Consider the following 14,275-nt stretch of genomic DNA (forward strand, 5'->3'; position numbering starts at 1 on the left):
CTAAATCATTATGCCTTGGTTTCTTTATTATTATCATTGCTGCCAGGGACTGCGATCCCAAGCTTTTCACGGACTTGAACTTCAATTTTTTCAAATATGTCGGGGTTATCAATTAAAAAGAGTTTTACATTTTCTCTTCCCTGGCCGATTCTTTCACCTTCAAATGAATACCATGAGCCGCTCTTGTCCACAATTCCAAGCTCAGCTCCCATATCAAGCAGATCTCCTGTTCTTGAAATGCCTTCTCCATACATGAGATCGAATTCCACATTTTTAAACGGAGGCGCCAGTTTGTTTTTCACAACCTTTACCTTGGTGCGGTTCCCGATAATGTCCTGGCCTTCTTTGATCGGAGAGGCTCTTCTGATTTCAAGGCGCATAGATGAATAAAATTTCAAGGCATTACCGCCTGTAGTGGTCTCAGGGTTGCCATAGACCACACCGATTTTCATCCGGATCTGATTAATAAAGATGAGGGTGGTATTGGTCTTGCCAATGGTGCCTGCAAGCTTTCTTAAAGCCTGGGACATGAGTCGTGCCTGGAGTCCCATGTGGGAATCCCCCATGTCCCCTTCAATTTCAGCTCTTGGCACAAGGGCTGCCACAGAGTCTACAACCATAACATCAACGCCGCCGCTTCTGACCAGCATATCCGCAATTTCAAGGGCCTGCTCCCCTGTATCGGGCTGGGACACTAAAAGTTCATCACAATCCACTCCCAGGCGTTTGGCATACGCCACATCCAGAGCATGCTCGGCATCAATAAAAGCTGCAATCCCGCCATCCTTTTGTGCCTCGGCAACTGCATGGAGTGCCAGGGTTGTCTTTCCCGAAGATTCAGGACCGTATATTTCAATCACCCTGCCCCTTGGATATCCGCCTACCCCAAGAGCCTTATCCAGTGCCAGGGAGCCTGTTCGTATGACAGGAACGGCTTCAATTGCCCTGCCGCCCAGTTTCATGATAGATCCTTTGCCGAATTGGCGTTCGATCTGGCTCATTGCCGTTTTTATCGCTTTTTCTTTTTCCAAATTATTCTCCATCCCTTTTCTCCTAAAATATACCCGATAAATATAGAATTTTTAACACTATTGCAGATAAAACACCTGCCATAATATCATCCAGAACCACCCCTGCACCTCCTGGAAAATTATTTTCAAAATATTTCACCGGTCCAAGTTTTACAATGTCAAAAAACCGGAATATAAAAAACCCGGCCACAAGCGTATAGATATTAACGGAAACCAAAGACATCGTCACCACAAATCCTGCAATCTCATCAATAACAATACAGCCGGGATCTTTTTCCCCCAATATCTTTTCAGCCTGATCCGAAAAATAAATAGCTGCAAGGATTAAACCTGCAATATAAACCCCATAAAAAGATGAAGGAATAATTAAAAAAACAAGCACAAAAGGAATCGCTGCAATCGTTCCAAACGTACCGGGTGCAAACGGGATTTTACCGGAATAGCATCCTGTGGCAAAAAACATTATGACTTTCTGGTTTAAGGTCATTTTGAAGTTCTATATTCTGCATCAATCCTTGTCAAGAGGATTGGGTACGTGAATTGGCATCAGATAAAATTTGAGTGTAAACATCTTTTAACGGAATCTTTTTTTCCTTTGCCACTTTTTTTGCAACATCATACTCCGGAACAAACCGGAGACTATTGTCAGGATTGATTACTTTTTTTGCCTGCAATTTCCCATATACGGTTTCAACAAACGCTGTTTCCCTTAAAAGAAAGGATCGTTCACATTCATGATGCCTCACTCCGATGGATGTGGTCTGAGTGAGTATGATGTGAACAACATTGTCCAGATCCTCTTTGCGGCAGATGACCTCGATCTGGGTCCCGGGTCTGTTTTTCTTCATCTGAACCGGAACATAACAAACATCAAGCGCCTTATTTTCAAACAGGATTTCCATTAAAAATCCTGAAATTTCAGGGCTCATGTCATCCACGTTTGTTTTGACAACACAAATGGTCTCTTTGTTAATGGATATTCCATTTTCCTTTTGGTCTGTTACCTTCTCCCCTAAAACAATGCGCAGCAGATTGGGAAGGTCTGAACCGGTATCTCTTTTTCCTGAACCATAGCCGACCTTTTTTATGGTCATTTCCGGCAACTCCCCAAAAGAGGACGCAAGGGTGATAATAATGGCTGCCCCTGTCGGTGTAACAATCTCTGTCTTTGCATCTGAAGGCTTGACAGGGATATCTTTTAAAATTGACAGGGTTGCCGGAACCGGAACCGGAATTTTTCCATGGGAGCACGTTACAAATCCTGATCCTAAAGGAATACAGGAGGCATATACCTTTTTAATGCCAAGATACTCCACACCCAGAAAAGATCCAATAATATCCACAATGGAATCTATGCCACCGATTTCATGAAAATGAACCGTTTCAATATCTTTGCCATGAATTCGCGACTCAGCCCGGGCTATTTTTTTAAAAGCAGAAAGACTGTTCTCCTTTACCTTTTCAGGCAAAGAACTGTTTTTAATCAAGGCCTTAATATCTCTGTAATTCCTTGATGATCTTTCTTTATCAGCAGTAACATCCACAATTAAATCCGTTGCCTTTAAATGATGCTTATATACGATATTTGTCTTCAGTTGAAATCCTTTTAAAACACTTGACAATTCCTTTTTTATCCAGTCAACAGGTACGCCAAGATCAATCAAGGCGCCTAAGGTCATATCCCCGCTGATACCGGAAAACATATCAACATAAGCGATCATCTATGATATTTCTCCTGCTGCATGAACCTTTAAAATCTCAAGCACCAGCTTTGCTGAGGCCTCCATATCTTTGATGGCAATAGATTCATTTAAGGTGTGGACATCGGTCATGCCGGTTCCGAGGACGCCTGCAACAATGCCTTTGCCAAAAAAAATATTTGCATCTGCACCGCCGCCAATGGTCTTGCTTGCCAAATCAATACCAAGATTGTCTGCGGCTTTCCTGGCAAGTTTAATCGCCTTGTGATCCTCGGAAATATTTGTATTGGGAAAATCATTTTGGACAATGGCTTCTATCCTGGGAAGATCCGGATCACCTTTAAACTTCTCTGCCGCAGTCTGAAACGTATTGACAATATTATCCGTAACTCTCTTTAATTTTTCGACACTATGACTTCTGGCTTCTCCCCGGATTTCAACAAAGTCAGGGACAATATTGGTGGCAATCCCACCTTTTATAATTCCAAGATTACAGGTCGTCTCTTCATCCATCCGGCCCAGTTCAAGCTTTGAAATGGCTTTAGATGCGACCATAATGGCATTCACCCCGTTTTCAGGCTCCGCACCTGAATGGGCAGCCTTGCCATATATTTTAATCGTAATTTTGTTGGCAGCAGGCGCTTTTGTAACAATCCCCTGTGTATCGGTTGAATCAAGAATATAACCGAACTTTGAATCTATTAAGGAATAATCAAAATGCTTTGCGCCTAAAAGACCGATTTCTTCACAAATTGTAAAAATGATCTCAACCGGCGGGAAATCTATTTTATTTTCAAAAATTACATCCATGACTTCAAGAATAATGGCAAGTGCAGATTTGTCATCCGCACCCAGAATGGTAGTTCCGTCGCTTCTGAAAATACCATCTTCAAACCGGACTTTTATACCCTTTCCCGGGCCAACCGTGTCCATGTGACCGCATAAAAATATCGGGTCGGCATCAACATTTCCCTTAAATTTAGCCACAAGGTTGGAACAATTGCCACCCACCTGTTTTCCGGCAGTGTCATAACTGACTATTGCACCCATTGCTGTCAATATTTTTTCAAGCTCCATTGCAACATCCCGTTCCTGCCGGGAGAGAGAATCAATCTTAACAAGGGCCTGAAATCTTTGTGCCAGTCTCTGTGAATTGATCATTTATTATTCCTTCATTTAATAGCGAGTTATATATGCAACTTGATAAATCAAAGGAATAATATATACTATTTTTTTTTTATTAATTCTATAATTAATTACAAAAGTGCGCGGCTCACTCGCGGGTGATTAAATGCTGCAATGTATACATGAAAAATATTGAGAATAAAAAGGAATGATCAAGCATGGATATTCTTGAAAAAGTTCGGAAAGAGGGTCTTGTTTTTGATGGTGCCATGGGTTCAATTCTTATCGGCAAAGGTATTACAGGTGGAGAAGCATCTGAACTATGGAACTTGAAACATCCTGACATTATCATGGAAATACACCGGGCCTATTATGATGCCGGATCAGATGTGGCATGTGCCAATACATATGGCGCATCCGCAATAAAACTAAAAAAAATGGGCGTTACCCAAAGTGTGGAAGAAGTGAACCGAACCGGGGTCAAGATTGCAAGAAAGGCCTGCGGTAAGGGTCAGTACGTTGCAGGTGAATTAGGTTCCCTTGGTGATATGCTTCACCCCATGGGTCCTGTTTCGTTTAATGAAGCAGTGGACTGTTTTGCCCACCAGGCGGGTTTCCTTGAAGATGAAGGGGTTGATGTTTTTCTGATTGAAACTATTTTTGATATTAATATTGCATTGGCAGCCATCAAAGCAATTCAATCAGTGTCTGAAAAGCCGGTTTTTTGTTCCCTTACCTTTAAAAAAATGAAAAAAGGCTTTTTTACTATTTTTGGAAACACTCCAAAAGACAGCATGAAATCACTGGTTGACGCCGGTGCTTCAGTTGTTGGAGCCAATTGTTCAATGGGGAGCAAGACAATGATTGACCTGGCAGGTGAAATTAAAAAGGAAATTGATATTCCTGTAATCATTATGCCGAATGCCGGTATGCCGGAGACAACAAAAGACAATGCCGTCTTTTATCCAGAGGACGAAACCTTTTTTGCAAACAATATCAAAAAAATTAAAGGACTTGGTGTGGAAGTTGTTGGCGGCTGCTGCGGTACAACACCGGAATACATCAAAAAAATCAAAGAAATCATTTAAACCAAAGAGTATCACACGTAAAACGGTCACTGTTGTCCTCAGAATTAACATGAAAATGTATTGAAAAATACCCTGAATTTTCTTTGTATTTTTAAATGGAAAACAGTAAAACAGGTTGACAAACAAGGCTCTTCAGGTGTATTATTTTTCTCTGTTTCGATGCGGAAGTGCGCGGCTCACTGGTGGGGCCCTCGGACTTCAAATCCGATGTGGGGCGCTAGAACCGTCCCGGGTGGGTTCGATTCCCATGCACTTCCGCCAATTTATCCTATAATTTCAATAGATTATTCTTTCTGATATCATCCCAAAAATAGTACCAGCGAAAAGTAGAGATTTTTGGGAAATCCTTTGGGAAATCCTTGATTGACGAATTGTGGGGGGACACTAAGAACCATCCGTTGATATTGCTGGATCTATGGGCACTCTTATGAGACTCTTATGGGACGATATCCAGACCGGGTGGGCGTGTTGGGCTTTTTGAAAGTTGTGTTTTTTGGATGGTTTTATTTGTCAAAATATTTTGGAGCGTTTTCTTGATTTTTGACAAATAAAACCATCCGCCTTTTTGATTATAGTAAAGCTCTGAAAGCCTTTTAGAATAGTCTTTTTAAGCCATATTACTATTTCAATTCAGCGCATTTTTTAGCTTTTTGGGCTGGCCCGATTCTTCAATAAATCAGTAGAGCCGGAAATGGGTCGGGAATAGATTGAAAAATTGATATCTCATTTAATATCTATAGGTTATATGAAATATTGTAAAAATCACGCTAAAAAGAGTCGGAAACGGCAAGCCGCATTTTTTTTAAAAAACGAAGCAATTTTCTATAAATTTTGATTTTTGGCCCGGATGATTTAAAATCGATTTTACTTATTTTTTTTTATCATTTGTTTAACTAAAGATAATTGTTCAACAACCTCAGTTAAGAGGTTATGAGTTATTTTTTTTTTCACAAAGTCAACAAAAACCATTCTATCTTTATCTTCAAGCACAACCCCTGTTTCATCCATAGCCTTGAACACTAGCATTTCGGCAAGTTGAGAATCAAATGGTAGTGTACTAATCCAATTATAAAAACTCAAATCACCATCTCTAAAAGGAGTAAACCACATTTCTGTATCGGATAAAGATATTATTCCAGTTATTAACCACATCATATCGACTTTTGGGAATTGTTTATTTAGATTATCTAAAAATTTTTTCCCCGGACTTTGCTCTCCTTTCAGATATCTAAATATTTGTGTTCTGCTAATCTGACATCGGGAAGCGAACTCAACCTTTGTCAATCCAGTTCGTTCGATTATATATTTTAAGCGGTCCTTAAAATTTTCAATGGGTTTAGACTCCATAGTTCTTCCTTTAAATTGTGAAAGTAACGCAAAATTAAAAAAAAGATGCTAATTAGGTATTTTTTTAATTGACAAGCCCCTAATTAGGTACTATATCACATAAATATGGTACTTATTACAATTTACAACATACACCAAGAATTGAAGGGATGCAATTATGATTTTTAAAAATGTTAAAAAAGAAATGATAGACCAAGATCTTACAAATAAAAATCTTGCCAAAATTTTGGGGTATAGAACGTCGCATATATGCGGAGTAATAACCGGTCGTATTCATTCGATTAAAGTCCGAAAAAGCATAGCACTTGCCCTTGGCAAAGATTACGATTTTCTTTGGGATGAGAAGAAAACAAGGCGGTAATAAAATGGAACCGGCGCTCACTACAAAAAATATTTCCATCTGTCTTGAACAGACTCCAAGAGCAGTATTGGCCAGGGCAAACAAAGAACAATGGCCTTCAGAAATAATTAGAGGCCGTGGTGGGAAAAAACACACTTATAATTTTGACACGCTGCCGGATGATGTACGGGTCATGATAATTGCAAAATACCCAGCCCTTAAACCTGAACAAGGTATGGTTCAAGCCTCTTCAAATCTTCCGATCTCTCAAACTGCCCAAAATGACCACCTATTAACAAAAAATCATATTGCCATTCATGGTGCTAAAGTTGACATCATTCAGTTTTACAATAAGCATATTAGACAAGCACCGACAGGCAAGAAAAGCGCTTTTAAAAATGAATTTATAAAAAAATATAACACCGGTAAACGCTATCCAAAACTTTTCAAAATTGTTGGTAAAATCGGCAGTTGGAGAACTGTTCAGGGATGGCAAAAACAACTACTCAAATCTAAGACCCCATACCCGTTAGCTGACACCAGGGGTTTCCATCGAAAGGATAAAAGCAGACTCACTGAAGAACAAAAGGAAATCCTTGTAAAACACGCCCTTCACCCTAATCAACCCTTGATTTCTGAAGTCATACGGATAGCCAAATCAACGATAGCGGCCAGGGGAATTCCAATAAAGGTCAGTGATAGAACTTGCCGCCGGTGGCTTCAAAAATATATGGAAAAAAATTATCCCTCCTGGGTGTTCAGCCGTGAAGGCTCCAAGGCCCTTAATGACAAATGTCTCCCATACATCGAGCGAGATTATAGTAAAATTGCCGTTGGTGACGTTCTCATTGCTGATGGTCACACATTAAATTTTGAAGTCTTAAACCCTTACACCGGCAAACCTGGCCGTCCTACCCTGATACTCTGGTATGACATGAAATCAAATTTTCCATTAGGTTGGGAGATTATGCCGACAGAGAACACCCAGGCTATTTCTTCTGCCCTACGTCGGGCTATTATACGTCTGGGCAAATACCCCAAGGTGGTTTACCTGGATAATGGAAAAGCTTTCCGCGCTCGATTCTTTGAAGGCCATAACTTTGAAGAGGATGGTTTTTCAGGGCTTTATGACCGTCTTGGTATTAAAACAATCTTTGCATGGCCATATCATGGGCAGTCTAAAACGGTAGAGCGGTTTTTTAAAGATCTTGCTGAATTAGAGAGGTTAATCCCTACCTGTGTTGGAAATTCAATAGCCAATAAGCCACCCAGATTAAACCGGGGAGAAAAAATACACAGAAAGGTTTATAATAAGGCATTCCCGGCGCAATTCATAACCCTTGAACAGGCAAACATAGCTATTGCAAGCTGGTTTGATCTGTATGTAACACGGAACCAATTAGGCCATTTAGAAGGGCAAAACCCCCTTGAACTTTACCTTGAAGGCAGAGGTCCTGGGGTTGATCTCATAGAACTTCGTCACCTCATGATGAATATTGAAATAAAAACCATTAACAGGAATGGTATCCGTTTCCGTAAGAAAAATTATTATCACCCAAAACTATTCACCCGCAATCATCCTGTAACCATCAAATACGATCTTCAGGACGATTCAAAAATTTATGTTTTTGACCAGGACGAAACTTTTATTTGTGAAGCCTCACCCGTTGGGAAAGTTCACCCCGCTGCAACCCACCTGGGCACGGATGAGGATAGAAAAATACTCAAGGAAAGTATCGAGTTTAAAAAACGGCTGGAGAAAGACGCTACAGCATCAGCCAGGGCTTTTCTTTTGTCGGATGTCCTGCCGGAACAGCAGCGTCGGCTTAAACGCCTGGGCATTGATCAGCTTGGAATGCCTCTTGATGCTTCCAGAAAAAAGCCCATTGAACCGGACATTTTGACCCCAGCAAAGGAAAAAAAAATAAGGGTAGAGATTGAGCTACAAAGAAAACTTCAGCAGGAAGGAAAAACCGCTATTTCTCAAGAGCCTGAATATATTCCAGAGATAATCAACGAGGCTACTGATATCCGCGATCAATTAAGGGAAATGGATGAAATGGAGCGTTATGAAAAAATTACGGAACTTGAAGTCAGAGGCTTAATGATACCGAAGGAATATCAAGCGTTTACAACGTATTTCGAGTTAACCCCGGAATACAAAAAATATAAAGATTACTTTGAAGAGTACCGGGCAAAAATGGCTTTAATGTATCAAGTTGATATTGAAAACAATAACCAAAAAAACAGGGCGGATGCTGGCACACCCACCCCTAACCCAACAAGGATTTAATATGAAAACAATACAATTAAAACCGACCTTTGTAAAAACAAAAAATGTCAGGAAAACCGAGGTGATGATGGATGCTCTTGGCCTGAACCAGGGAGAGGGTTGTTTCGGCATGATCTACGGTCAGGCCGGACGTGGAAAGACAAGGACTGCCCAGTGGTACACCGCCCATAATGACACTGGTTATTTAAGAATTTTAAGTATTTATAGAACATCGGAACTAGCCTTCTTATATGATTTATGCAAAGCCCTGGGCATCATCACACCGCCTAAAAGAAAAGCCCAAGCGTTTGCCGCCATTGTTGACAAGCTTACGGATTATCCCAAGCCTGTATTTCTTGATGAAATCGAGAAGATGCCGAACACCTTTCTTGAGATAGTCCGCGATATTGCAGATATTGCAGGTGTCCTTTTTGTTTTTATTGGTGAGGATGAGCTTGTAGGCTATCTGGAAAGAAACCGGAGAGTATGGTCCAGAACTTTTAAACAGCTTGAATTTAAGCCTATTGAGATTGCGGATATTATCGTGTATGCCGTTGAAACCACGGGTCTTAAACTTTCCATTCAGGTTGCATCAATACTTCATAAAGCCTCCGGAGGTGATTTCCGTTTGATTCGCCGGGATCTGATTGGATTGGTACAGGCTGCCAATGCCAACCAGACAGACACCATCACTGAAAAAATGGCTAATATTATTATTAAATCTGGCTTTTCAGGGAAATAGGACTCTATGGCATGAAAGGATTTACTCAAATCGTCAGGAACAAAATCAAGGAAATAGGAGAGAAAGGCACTGAAATCAAAGCGGCTCAGCTTGCAGAGGCTTTAAATTTAACAAGTCGGAAGGACAAAAACCCTTTGTACCGAACCATTCAGGATTTTGTTGTAAGAGGAGAGGTTAAGCGGCTAAGACACGGAGTTTATAAGTATGTTGAATTACCCTCTAAAAACGAATTGAAAAGCATAATGTGGCGGCTTCTTCGGGCAAGGAAAATCATCACTATTGATGACCTTGAACAGCTTTCTGGAGCCTCCAGAGAATATGTAACTGAATGGCTGAGGATGCTTGAAAAGCGAAAAATTGTGAAACGCCTCGAAGACGGCAGATGCCGCCTTATCAACGACACTGTTATTGAACCGAAAGACAACGATAAAGCTTTTAAGTACAGGAAAATCAGAAGGAAGAAAAAGAGAGAAGCTTTGACAGCATTAGACCAAGCTTCCGCCGCTATTAAAACCGCAAAGGAAGCCTTGCAGGCTTTAGATGCCGGAAACAGCTAAATAAGGAGGTTCTCCCAATGGCACAACAATCAACGCTAAGGACTTATAATCAACAAAACAGAACCATCCATAAGGCGCTTCAAATGTCGGGAATGTCATATAATGAAGACAAAGAAGAGTTGATGGAGCTTATAAATTCCATGACCAGACGAAAAATAGACGGTTTAAGCGCCCTTACCATTGGCGAGAGGGATAAGCTTATCAGACATTTTCAAAAACGTGGTTTAAATCTGTTTAAGCCGTTTGTGAATAAAGAATTTATGGGATGGCGCAAGGGAGATGCAGAGATAAAGGAAATCACCACCTCAAGACCATTGCGGGTGCCGGAAGACAGACGGCGGCTTGTTGGAAAAATAGGGGCTGTCCTGGCTGATCTGAAACTTCCCTGGTCTTATGCTGACGGTATTTCAACCAAAATGTTTAATATCAACAAGGTTGAATGGTGCTCTCCTCAGCAGCTTTACAAGATTGTTGCGGCCCTGGCAATATATCAAAGGAGGCAATACGCTTAGCATGAAAAACCTATCTGAAAAATCCTTAGAGGTATGGGGTCTACTTGATGACCAAGAGAGAAGAGCCATTCGAAAGGATAACCCCTTCAGGGCTGATCGAAACGAAGCTATCAAGGCATTACGCAGGCGGGGTGTTGGAATGGACATTATAGCCGAAATAGCGGGTTTTCATATTGGCCATATTAAGAGACTTGCAGGAAAAATCAAACCCGTTGCCTGGGAGTTTAATCATAAAAAAATTGAAAGCAAAATCAACAGAATTGAAATTGTAATCGCCGACTTGCTCAAGGAGCTTTCAGAAATCAAAACAAATATTTTAACCAACATCAAGGATAATTAAAGGAGAAGACATGGAACAACTTTTTTTAACACGCGACCGGACAGAGGATCTTCTTGGGTGGGCAGCAAAATTAGAATGCTTAGGCAACATTATTGCATTTCTGGGCGAATCAAAAGATGGTGATTTAGCACTCCAATACAATGACGGTGCTTTGGGTAATATCATTATGGATTACGCCCATGCCTTGAAAGAGACTATAAGAGAATCATATCCGGCTATTTCAAAGACAATAGACAGTTTTGACTGGTCAAACATTGGGGCAATAGAACGAAGCAGCAAAACGGCTATATTTCAACGCAATAGCCAAGGTATTAAGCAAAATCTTCAAGCTATTAACGAAGTTAAAGAAAAATTCAAGCATCTTTATGCCCTGGAAGAAGTTTTAAAAAAAGAACTGGAAAGCACTGCAATTTAAACGTTTAACCATACTGCTTTTGTATAAAAATTACTATAAGCAGCAAACACTTATAAGGAGAAACCATGAAAACTATAATTTCATCGGGACCAATCAACAACGCATTACATGAGTTCCAGTTATTTCCTTATGGGGAAAGCGAACTCGAAGGTCAGCATGTGACAAAAATAACGGTGGACAAAGAAAGTATGTCACACATTATTGCTGAGTTCGAACGGAGAGGAAATGACGTGGTTGTAGACTATGAGCACCAGACAATTAGAGAAGGCAAAGCCCCTGCTGCCGGATGGATTTCAAAATTGATCGACAAAGGATCTGAGGGATTATGGGCAGCCGTAACCTGGACAGAAAAGGCCAAATCCTTTTTAAAAAACAAAGAATATCGCTACTATTCGCCGGTATTCCACGTCCGCAAAGCAGACAGCCGAGTTATAAGAATTTTAAGTGTTGCTCTAACAAATATGCCCAGGCTTAATAATTTAAAACCAGTTTATGCTAAATTAAGACTTGTTACAGGCAAGGCAGGACATCTTGTGATAAGCCAGGATCAGCAACGTTTGAATGAAATGATGGGTTTAGAGCTTGAGGACTATTTGGAATATGCAAGTGAAATACCTAATAGTTTACAACTTTTTGAAACCGATGAGGAAAAAATAAATCATCTTTTACCAAACGATTAAAGCCTGAGATTGGCTGGATATTAACAATCAAGCAAAGGGGTATAAAATGTTAAATTATAATAAAATTGAAAGAGAGCTGGGAAATATATTAGGACATTCTGGAGGCATTACAAGCTTTTCTTTAGGATTTAATAAAGAATTGCTTAGCCTGGATTGGGTTGACGATTACATTGAAGACAAAAAACTTCAGGATGAAATAGACACTCTTGAGAAATCCATCATGGAAACCAGGACAAATAAAATCAGCAAAGATGAGCTTAGAGCCTGGCTTGAAGGTGCCATGCAGAAATATAGAAAATTTCAACTCGAACAGCTTCAAACGCTAATAAAAGAACTTCAAAACAGGGAACTTCCTTTTTTTTCATTCGCCGATAAAATAGGTGCACATAAGATCCTTGGCGGTGATATACATCCCTATGTTTTTAGCTTAACCAACAAGGAAAAGGACGCTATTTTTGCAGGTCTTGAGGGTGGTATGACTGTCCAGGAGATAGATTCTACCATAAAAGAAAATCAGGCAAGAATTGACCAATTAAAAGCTGTAAGAGAAGAAAAATTTAGCCCAAGATCCAGGTGGATTTATAAAGACACGGGCGAGGCCCTGCCTTACCCTAACGGGTGTAGATGGACCATATATGTCAAACTATGGAAACTTGTGGCAGGGCGTTTTGAAGGAGTCGTTGATAATATCGGCTACAAAGTGACATCAGACAAGATGCTTACTGCATACATAAAGTTGGGGATAGACAAACAGCAGAAACGGCAACCTGCTATAACCCCATTTGAGTAATACTGATGGAGCACGGACCTCCTTGCTGTCCTCCTGCGGTGTTTAAGGAAGGTGCCTTGTTAGGGGCCTTCCTTAACCTTTTTATACAGAGTTCAACAACTTAACAAGGTTTAAATAGACATGGCTCAAAATAAAAAACATATGATCAACGACAGCCTGAATCCGTTCACTAAGATCGAAAATTTTAACGAACTGATTCAGACTGTTGTTGATGTGATAGGCATAGATTCTACAGTAAAACTCATCAAAGAATTTGGCGGTGAAGCCTTGTATCTCCCAAAGCTTGAATCAGTTATGCGAAATAGTAGAAATAGAGATATCCGCAAGGATTTTACAGGGAACAACCATAGGGAATTGTCAAAAAAATACAGGCTTACGGTGCGTCAGATCCGGTATATTCTAAGAAAAAAAAAGGGGGTGGGGATAACAAAATTTAGATAATTCAACAACCTGGATCGGATCAAATCAAATAGTTTGAATCGAACAGGTTTTTTGCGTCCAAAATTTATCGCACTTTTTACGGATGGTTTTATTTGTCAAAAGTCGGATTTTAAATGTCACTCTACACGAATTTCCTCAGACGTGCTAATTTGAATTTTAGTAATTTCGGTTTTATTGAAACAGATATTCTCCTTATTCTAATCAGATCGATCCCGTGATTTTTTGGCTTTCAGAATGGAAAAATGTCATCAGAGTTCATATTCATATGGGCACCTGCTCTGAAGGTCGCCCTTTCTTGGTGAGCAAGAAAGATTGAAAACTTCACATGTTGTGCCCTTTTTTAAACAAATATAACAAGGAGGTATTATCATGGCTGTTAAAATTTTTATTAAGAGAAGCTTTAAAGATGGTAATTTGCAAAAAATTTCTGAAATGTTAATCCAGGCCCGATCCAATGCTATGGGAGAGCAAGGTTATATCTCTTCTGAAACCCTTAGAGGCTGTGACGATCCAAATGAAATCGTTGTGGTCTCCATGTGGGAAAAAAAAGAAGATTGGGATAGATATAAAGACAACGCGTCACGAAAGGAACTTGAGGCAAAATTCTCAGAACTGCTTAATGGTTCGACTGTATATGCTGCCTATAATTTAGGCTTGTACGCATAACAAAAAAAACGGCATTTGAAGTCTCCAAAATTATTGTGACAAACTATAGCAGATCAATATCTTGAAGGAAGATCATTATTGTGATCCATATGCTTTTGGCAAACAGCATCTTGATGGTGCACTTTGCGTTTATCCTGTTTGTGATATTCGGCGGCCTGCTCGTGTTTTACAAGGAATGGATACTATGGCTGCACATTCCTGCGATTTTCTGGGGGGCATTGATTGAATT

At 40.1% G+C, this 14,275-nt stretch carries 18 protein-coding genes and 1 tRNA gene; 14 read left to right on the plus strand and 5 right to left on the minus strand.

Annotation, left to right across the window (positions count from 1 at the left end; translation table 11 throughout):
• Positions 1–8: 8 nt before the first annotated feature.
• The 4 genes from recA to HGJ91_RS05510 are packed head-to-tail and all read right to left on the minus strand — an operon-like array spanning position 9 to position 3,892.
• Entirely contained in the window at positions 9–1,043 is a 1,035-nt protein-coding gene (gene recA / locus HGJ91_RS05495; RefSeq protein WP_291346703.1) for a recombinase RecA, read from the minus strand.
• 10 nt (positions 1,044–1,053) lie between these two features.
• Entirely contained in the window at positions 1,054–1,494 is a 441-nt protein-coding gene (locus tag HGJ91_RS05500; RefSeq protein WP_291346704.1) for a phosphatidylglycerophosphatase A, read from the minus strand.
• A gap of 55 nt (positions 1,495–1,549) precedes the next feature.
• A complete protein-coding gene (gene larC / locus HGJ91_RS05505; protein ID WP_291346705.1) occupies positions 1,550–2,752 on the minus strand; it encodes a nickel pincer cofactor biosynthesis protein LarC in 1,203 nt (400 codons plus the stop codon).
• Complete coding sequence (locus HGJ91_RS05510; RefSeq protein WP_291346706.1) at positions 2,753–3,892, minus strand: M20/M25/M40 family metallo-hydrolase; 1,140 nt, start codon at positions 3,890–3,892, stop codon at positions 2,753–2,755.
• Positions 3,893–4,074: 182 nt separating this feature from the next.
• Between HGJ91_RS05510 and HGJ91_RS05515 the strand changes: the two genes are divergently transcribed.
• The gene (locus tag HGJ91_RS05515) at positions 4,075–4,944 is read left to right on the plus strand and encodes a homocysteine S-methyltransferase family protein (RefSeq protein WP_291346707.1); all 870 of its coding nucleotides are present in this window, start codon (positions 4,075–4,077) and stop codon (positions 4,942–4,944) included.
• A gap of 163 nt (positions 4,945–5,107) precedes the next feature.
• A tRNA-Sec gene (locus HGJ91_RS05520) sits at positions 5,108–5,205 on the plus strand.
• Between the two features lie 603 nt (positions 5,206–5,808).
• Here the strand turns inward: HGJ91_RS05520 and HGJ91_RS05525 are convergent.
• Complete coding sequence (locus HGJ91_RS05525; RefSeq protein ID WP_291346708.1) at positions 5,809–6,291, minus strand: helix-turn-helix transcriptional regulator; 483 nt, start codon at positions 6,289–6,291, stop codon at positions 5,809–5,811.
• A gap of 157 nt (positions 6,292–6,448) precedes the next feature.
• Here HGJ91_RS05525 and HGJ91_RS05530 point away from each other — a divergent pair, with 157 nt between their 5' ends.
• The 12 genes from HGJ91_RS05530 to HGJ91_RS16495 form a co-directional block, all read left to right on the plus strand.
• Entirely contained in the window at positions 6,449–6,652 is a 204-nt protein-coding gene (locus tag HGJ91_RS05530; RefSeq protein WP_291346709.1) for a hypothetical protein, read from the plus strand.
• Positions 6,653–6,656: 4 nt separating this feature from the next.
• Positions 6,657–8,924 (plus strand): Mu transposase C-terminal domain-containing protein, encoded by a 2,268-nt coding sequence (locus tag HGJ91_RS05535; RefSeq protein ID WP_291346710.1) that lies wholly within the window; start codon positions 6,657–6,659, stop codon positions 8,922–8,924.
• 1 nt (position 8,925) lies between these two features.
• A complete protein-coding gene (locus HGJ91_RS05540; protein ID WP_291346711.1) occupies positions 8,926–9,645 on the plus strand; it encodes an AAA family ATPase in 720 nt (239 codons plus the stop codon).
• 11 nt (positions 9,646–9,656) lie between these two features.
• Positions 9,657–10,202, plus strand: coding sequence for a hypothetical protein (locus HGJ91_RS05545; protein ID WP_291346712.1), 546 nt, complete (start codon positions 9,657–9,659; stop codon positions 10,200–10,202).
• 17 nt (positions 10,203–10,219) lie between these two features.
• On the plus strand, positions 10,220–10,714 hold the full coding sequence (locus HGJ91_RS05550) for a phage protein GemA/Gp16 family protein (RefSeq protein WP_291346713.1): 495 nt from the start codon (positions 10,220–10,222) through the stop codon (positions 10,712–10,714).
• A gap of 1 nt (position 10,715) precedes the next feature.
• Positions 10,716–11,054 carry a hypothetical protein gene (locus tag HGJ91_RS05555; RefSeq protein WP_291346714.1) on the plus strand — a complete coding sequence of 113 codons (339 nt, stop codon included), beginning with the start codon at positions 10,716–10,718 and terminating at the stop codon, positions 11,052–11,054.
• Between the two features lie 10 nt (positions 11,055–11,064).
• Entirely contained in the window at positions 11,065–11,469 is a 405-nt protein-coding gene (locus tag HGJ91_RS05560; RefSeq protein WP_291346715.1) for a hypothetical protein, read from the plus strand.
• A gap of 65 nt (positions 11,470–11,534) precedes the next feature.
• Positions 11,535–12,149: a phage protease gene (locus HGJ91_RS05565; RefSeq protein WP_291346716.1), complete on the plus strand. Its 615-nt coding sequence runs from the start codon at positions 11,535–11,537 to the stop codon at positions 12,147–12,149.
• A 46-nt stretch (positions 12,150–12,195) separates the two neighbouring features.
• A complete protein-coding gene (locus tag HGJ91_RS05570) occupies positions 12,196–12,939 on the plus strand; it encodes a hypothetical protein (RefSeq protein WP_291346717.1) in 744 nt (247 codons plus the stop codon).
• 120 nt (positions 12,940–13,059) lie between these two features.
• On the plus strand, positions 13,060–13,380 hold the full coding sequence (locus tag HGJ91_RS05575; RefSeq protein WP_291346718.1) for a Mor transcription activator family protein: 321 nt from the start codon (positions 13,060–13,062) through the stop codon (positions 13,378–13,380).
• A gap of 369 nt (positions 13,381–13,749) precedes the next feature.
• Positions 13,750–14,046, plus strand: coding sequence for an antibiotic biosynthesis monooxygenase (locus tag HGJ91_RS05580; protein ID WP_291346719.1), 297 nt, complete (start codon positions 13,750–13,752; stop codon positions 14,044–14,046).
• 89 nt (positions 14,047–14,135) lie between these two features.
• On the plus strand, positions 14,136–14,275 hold a 140-nt coding region (locus tag HGJ91_RS16495; RefSeq protein WP_367142577.1), incomplete at its 3' end, for a DUF2784 family protein.

It is taken from the genome of Desulfobacula sp., from assembly GCF_014237455.1.
Lineage (GTDB): Bacteria > Desulfobacterota > Desulfobacteria > Desulfobacterales > Desulfobacteraceae > Desulfobacula.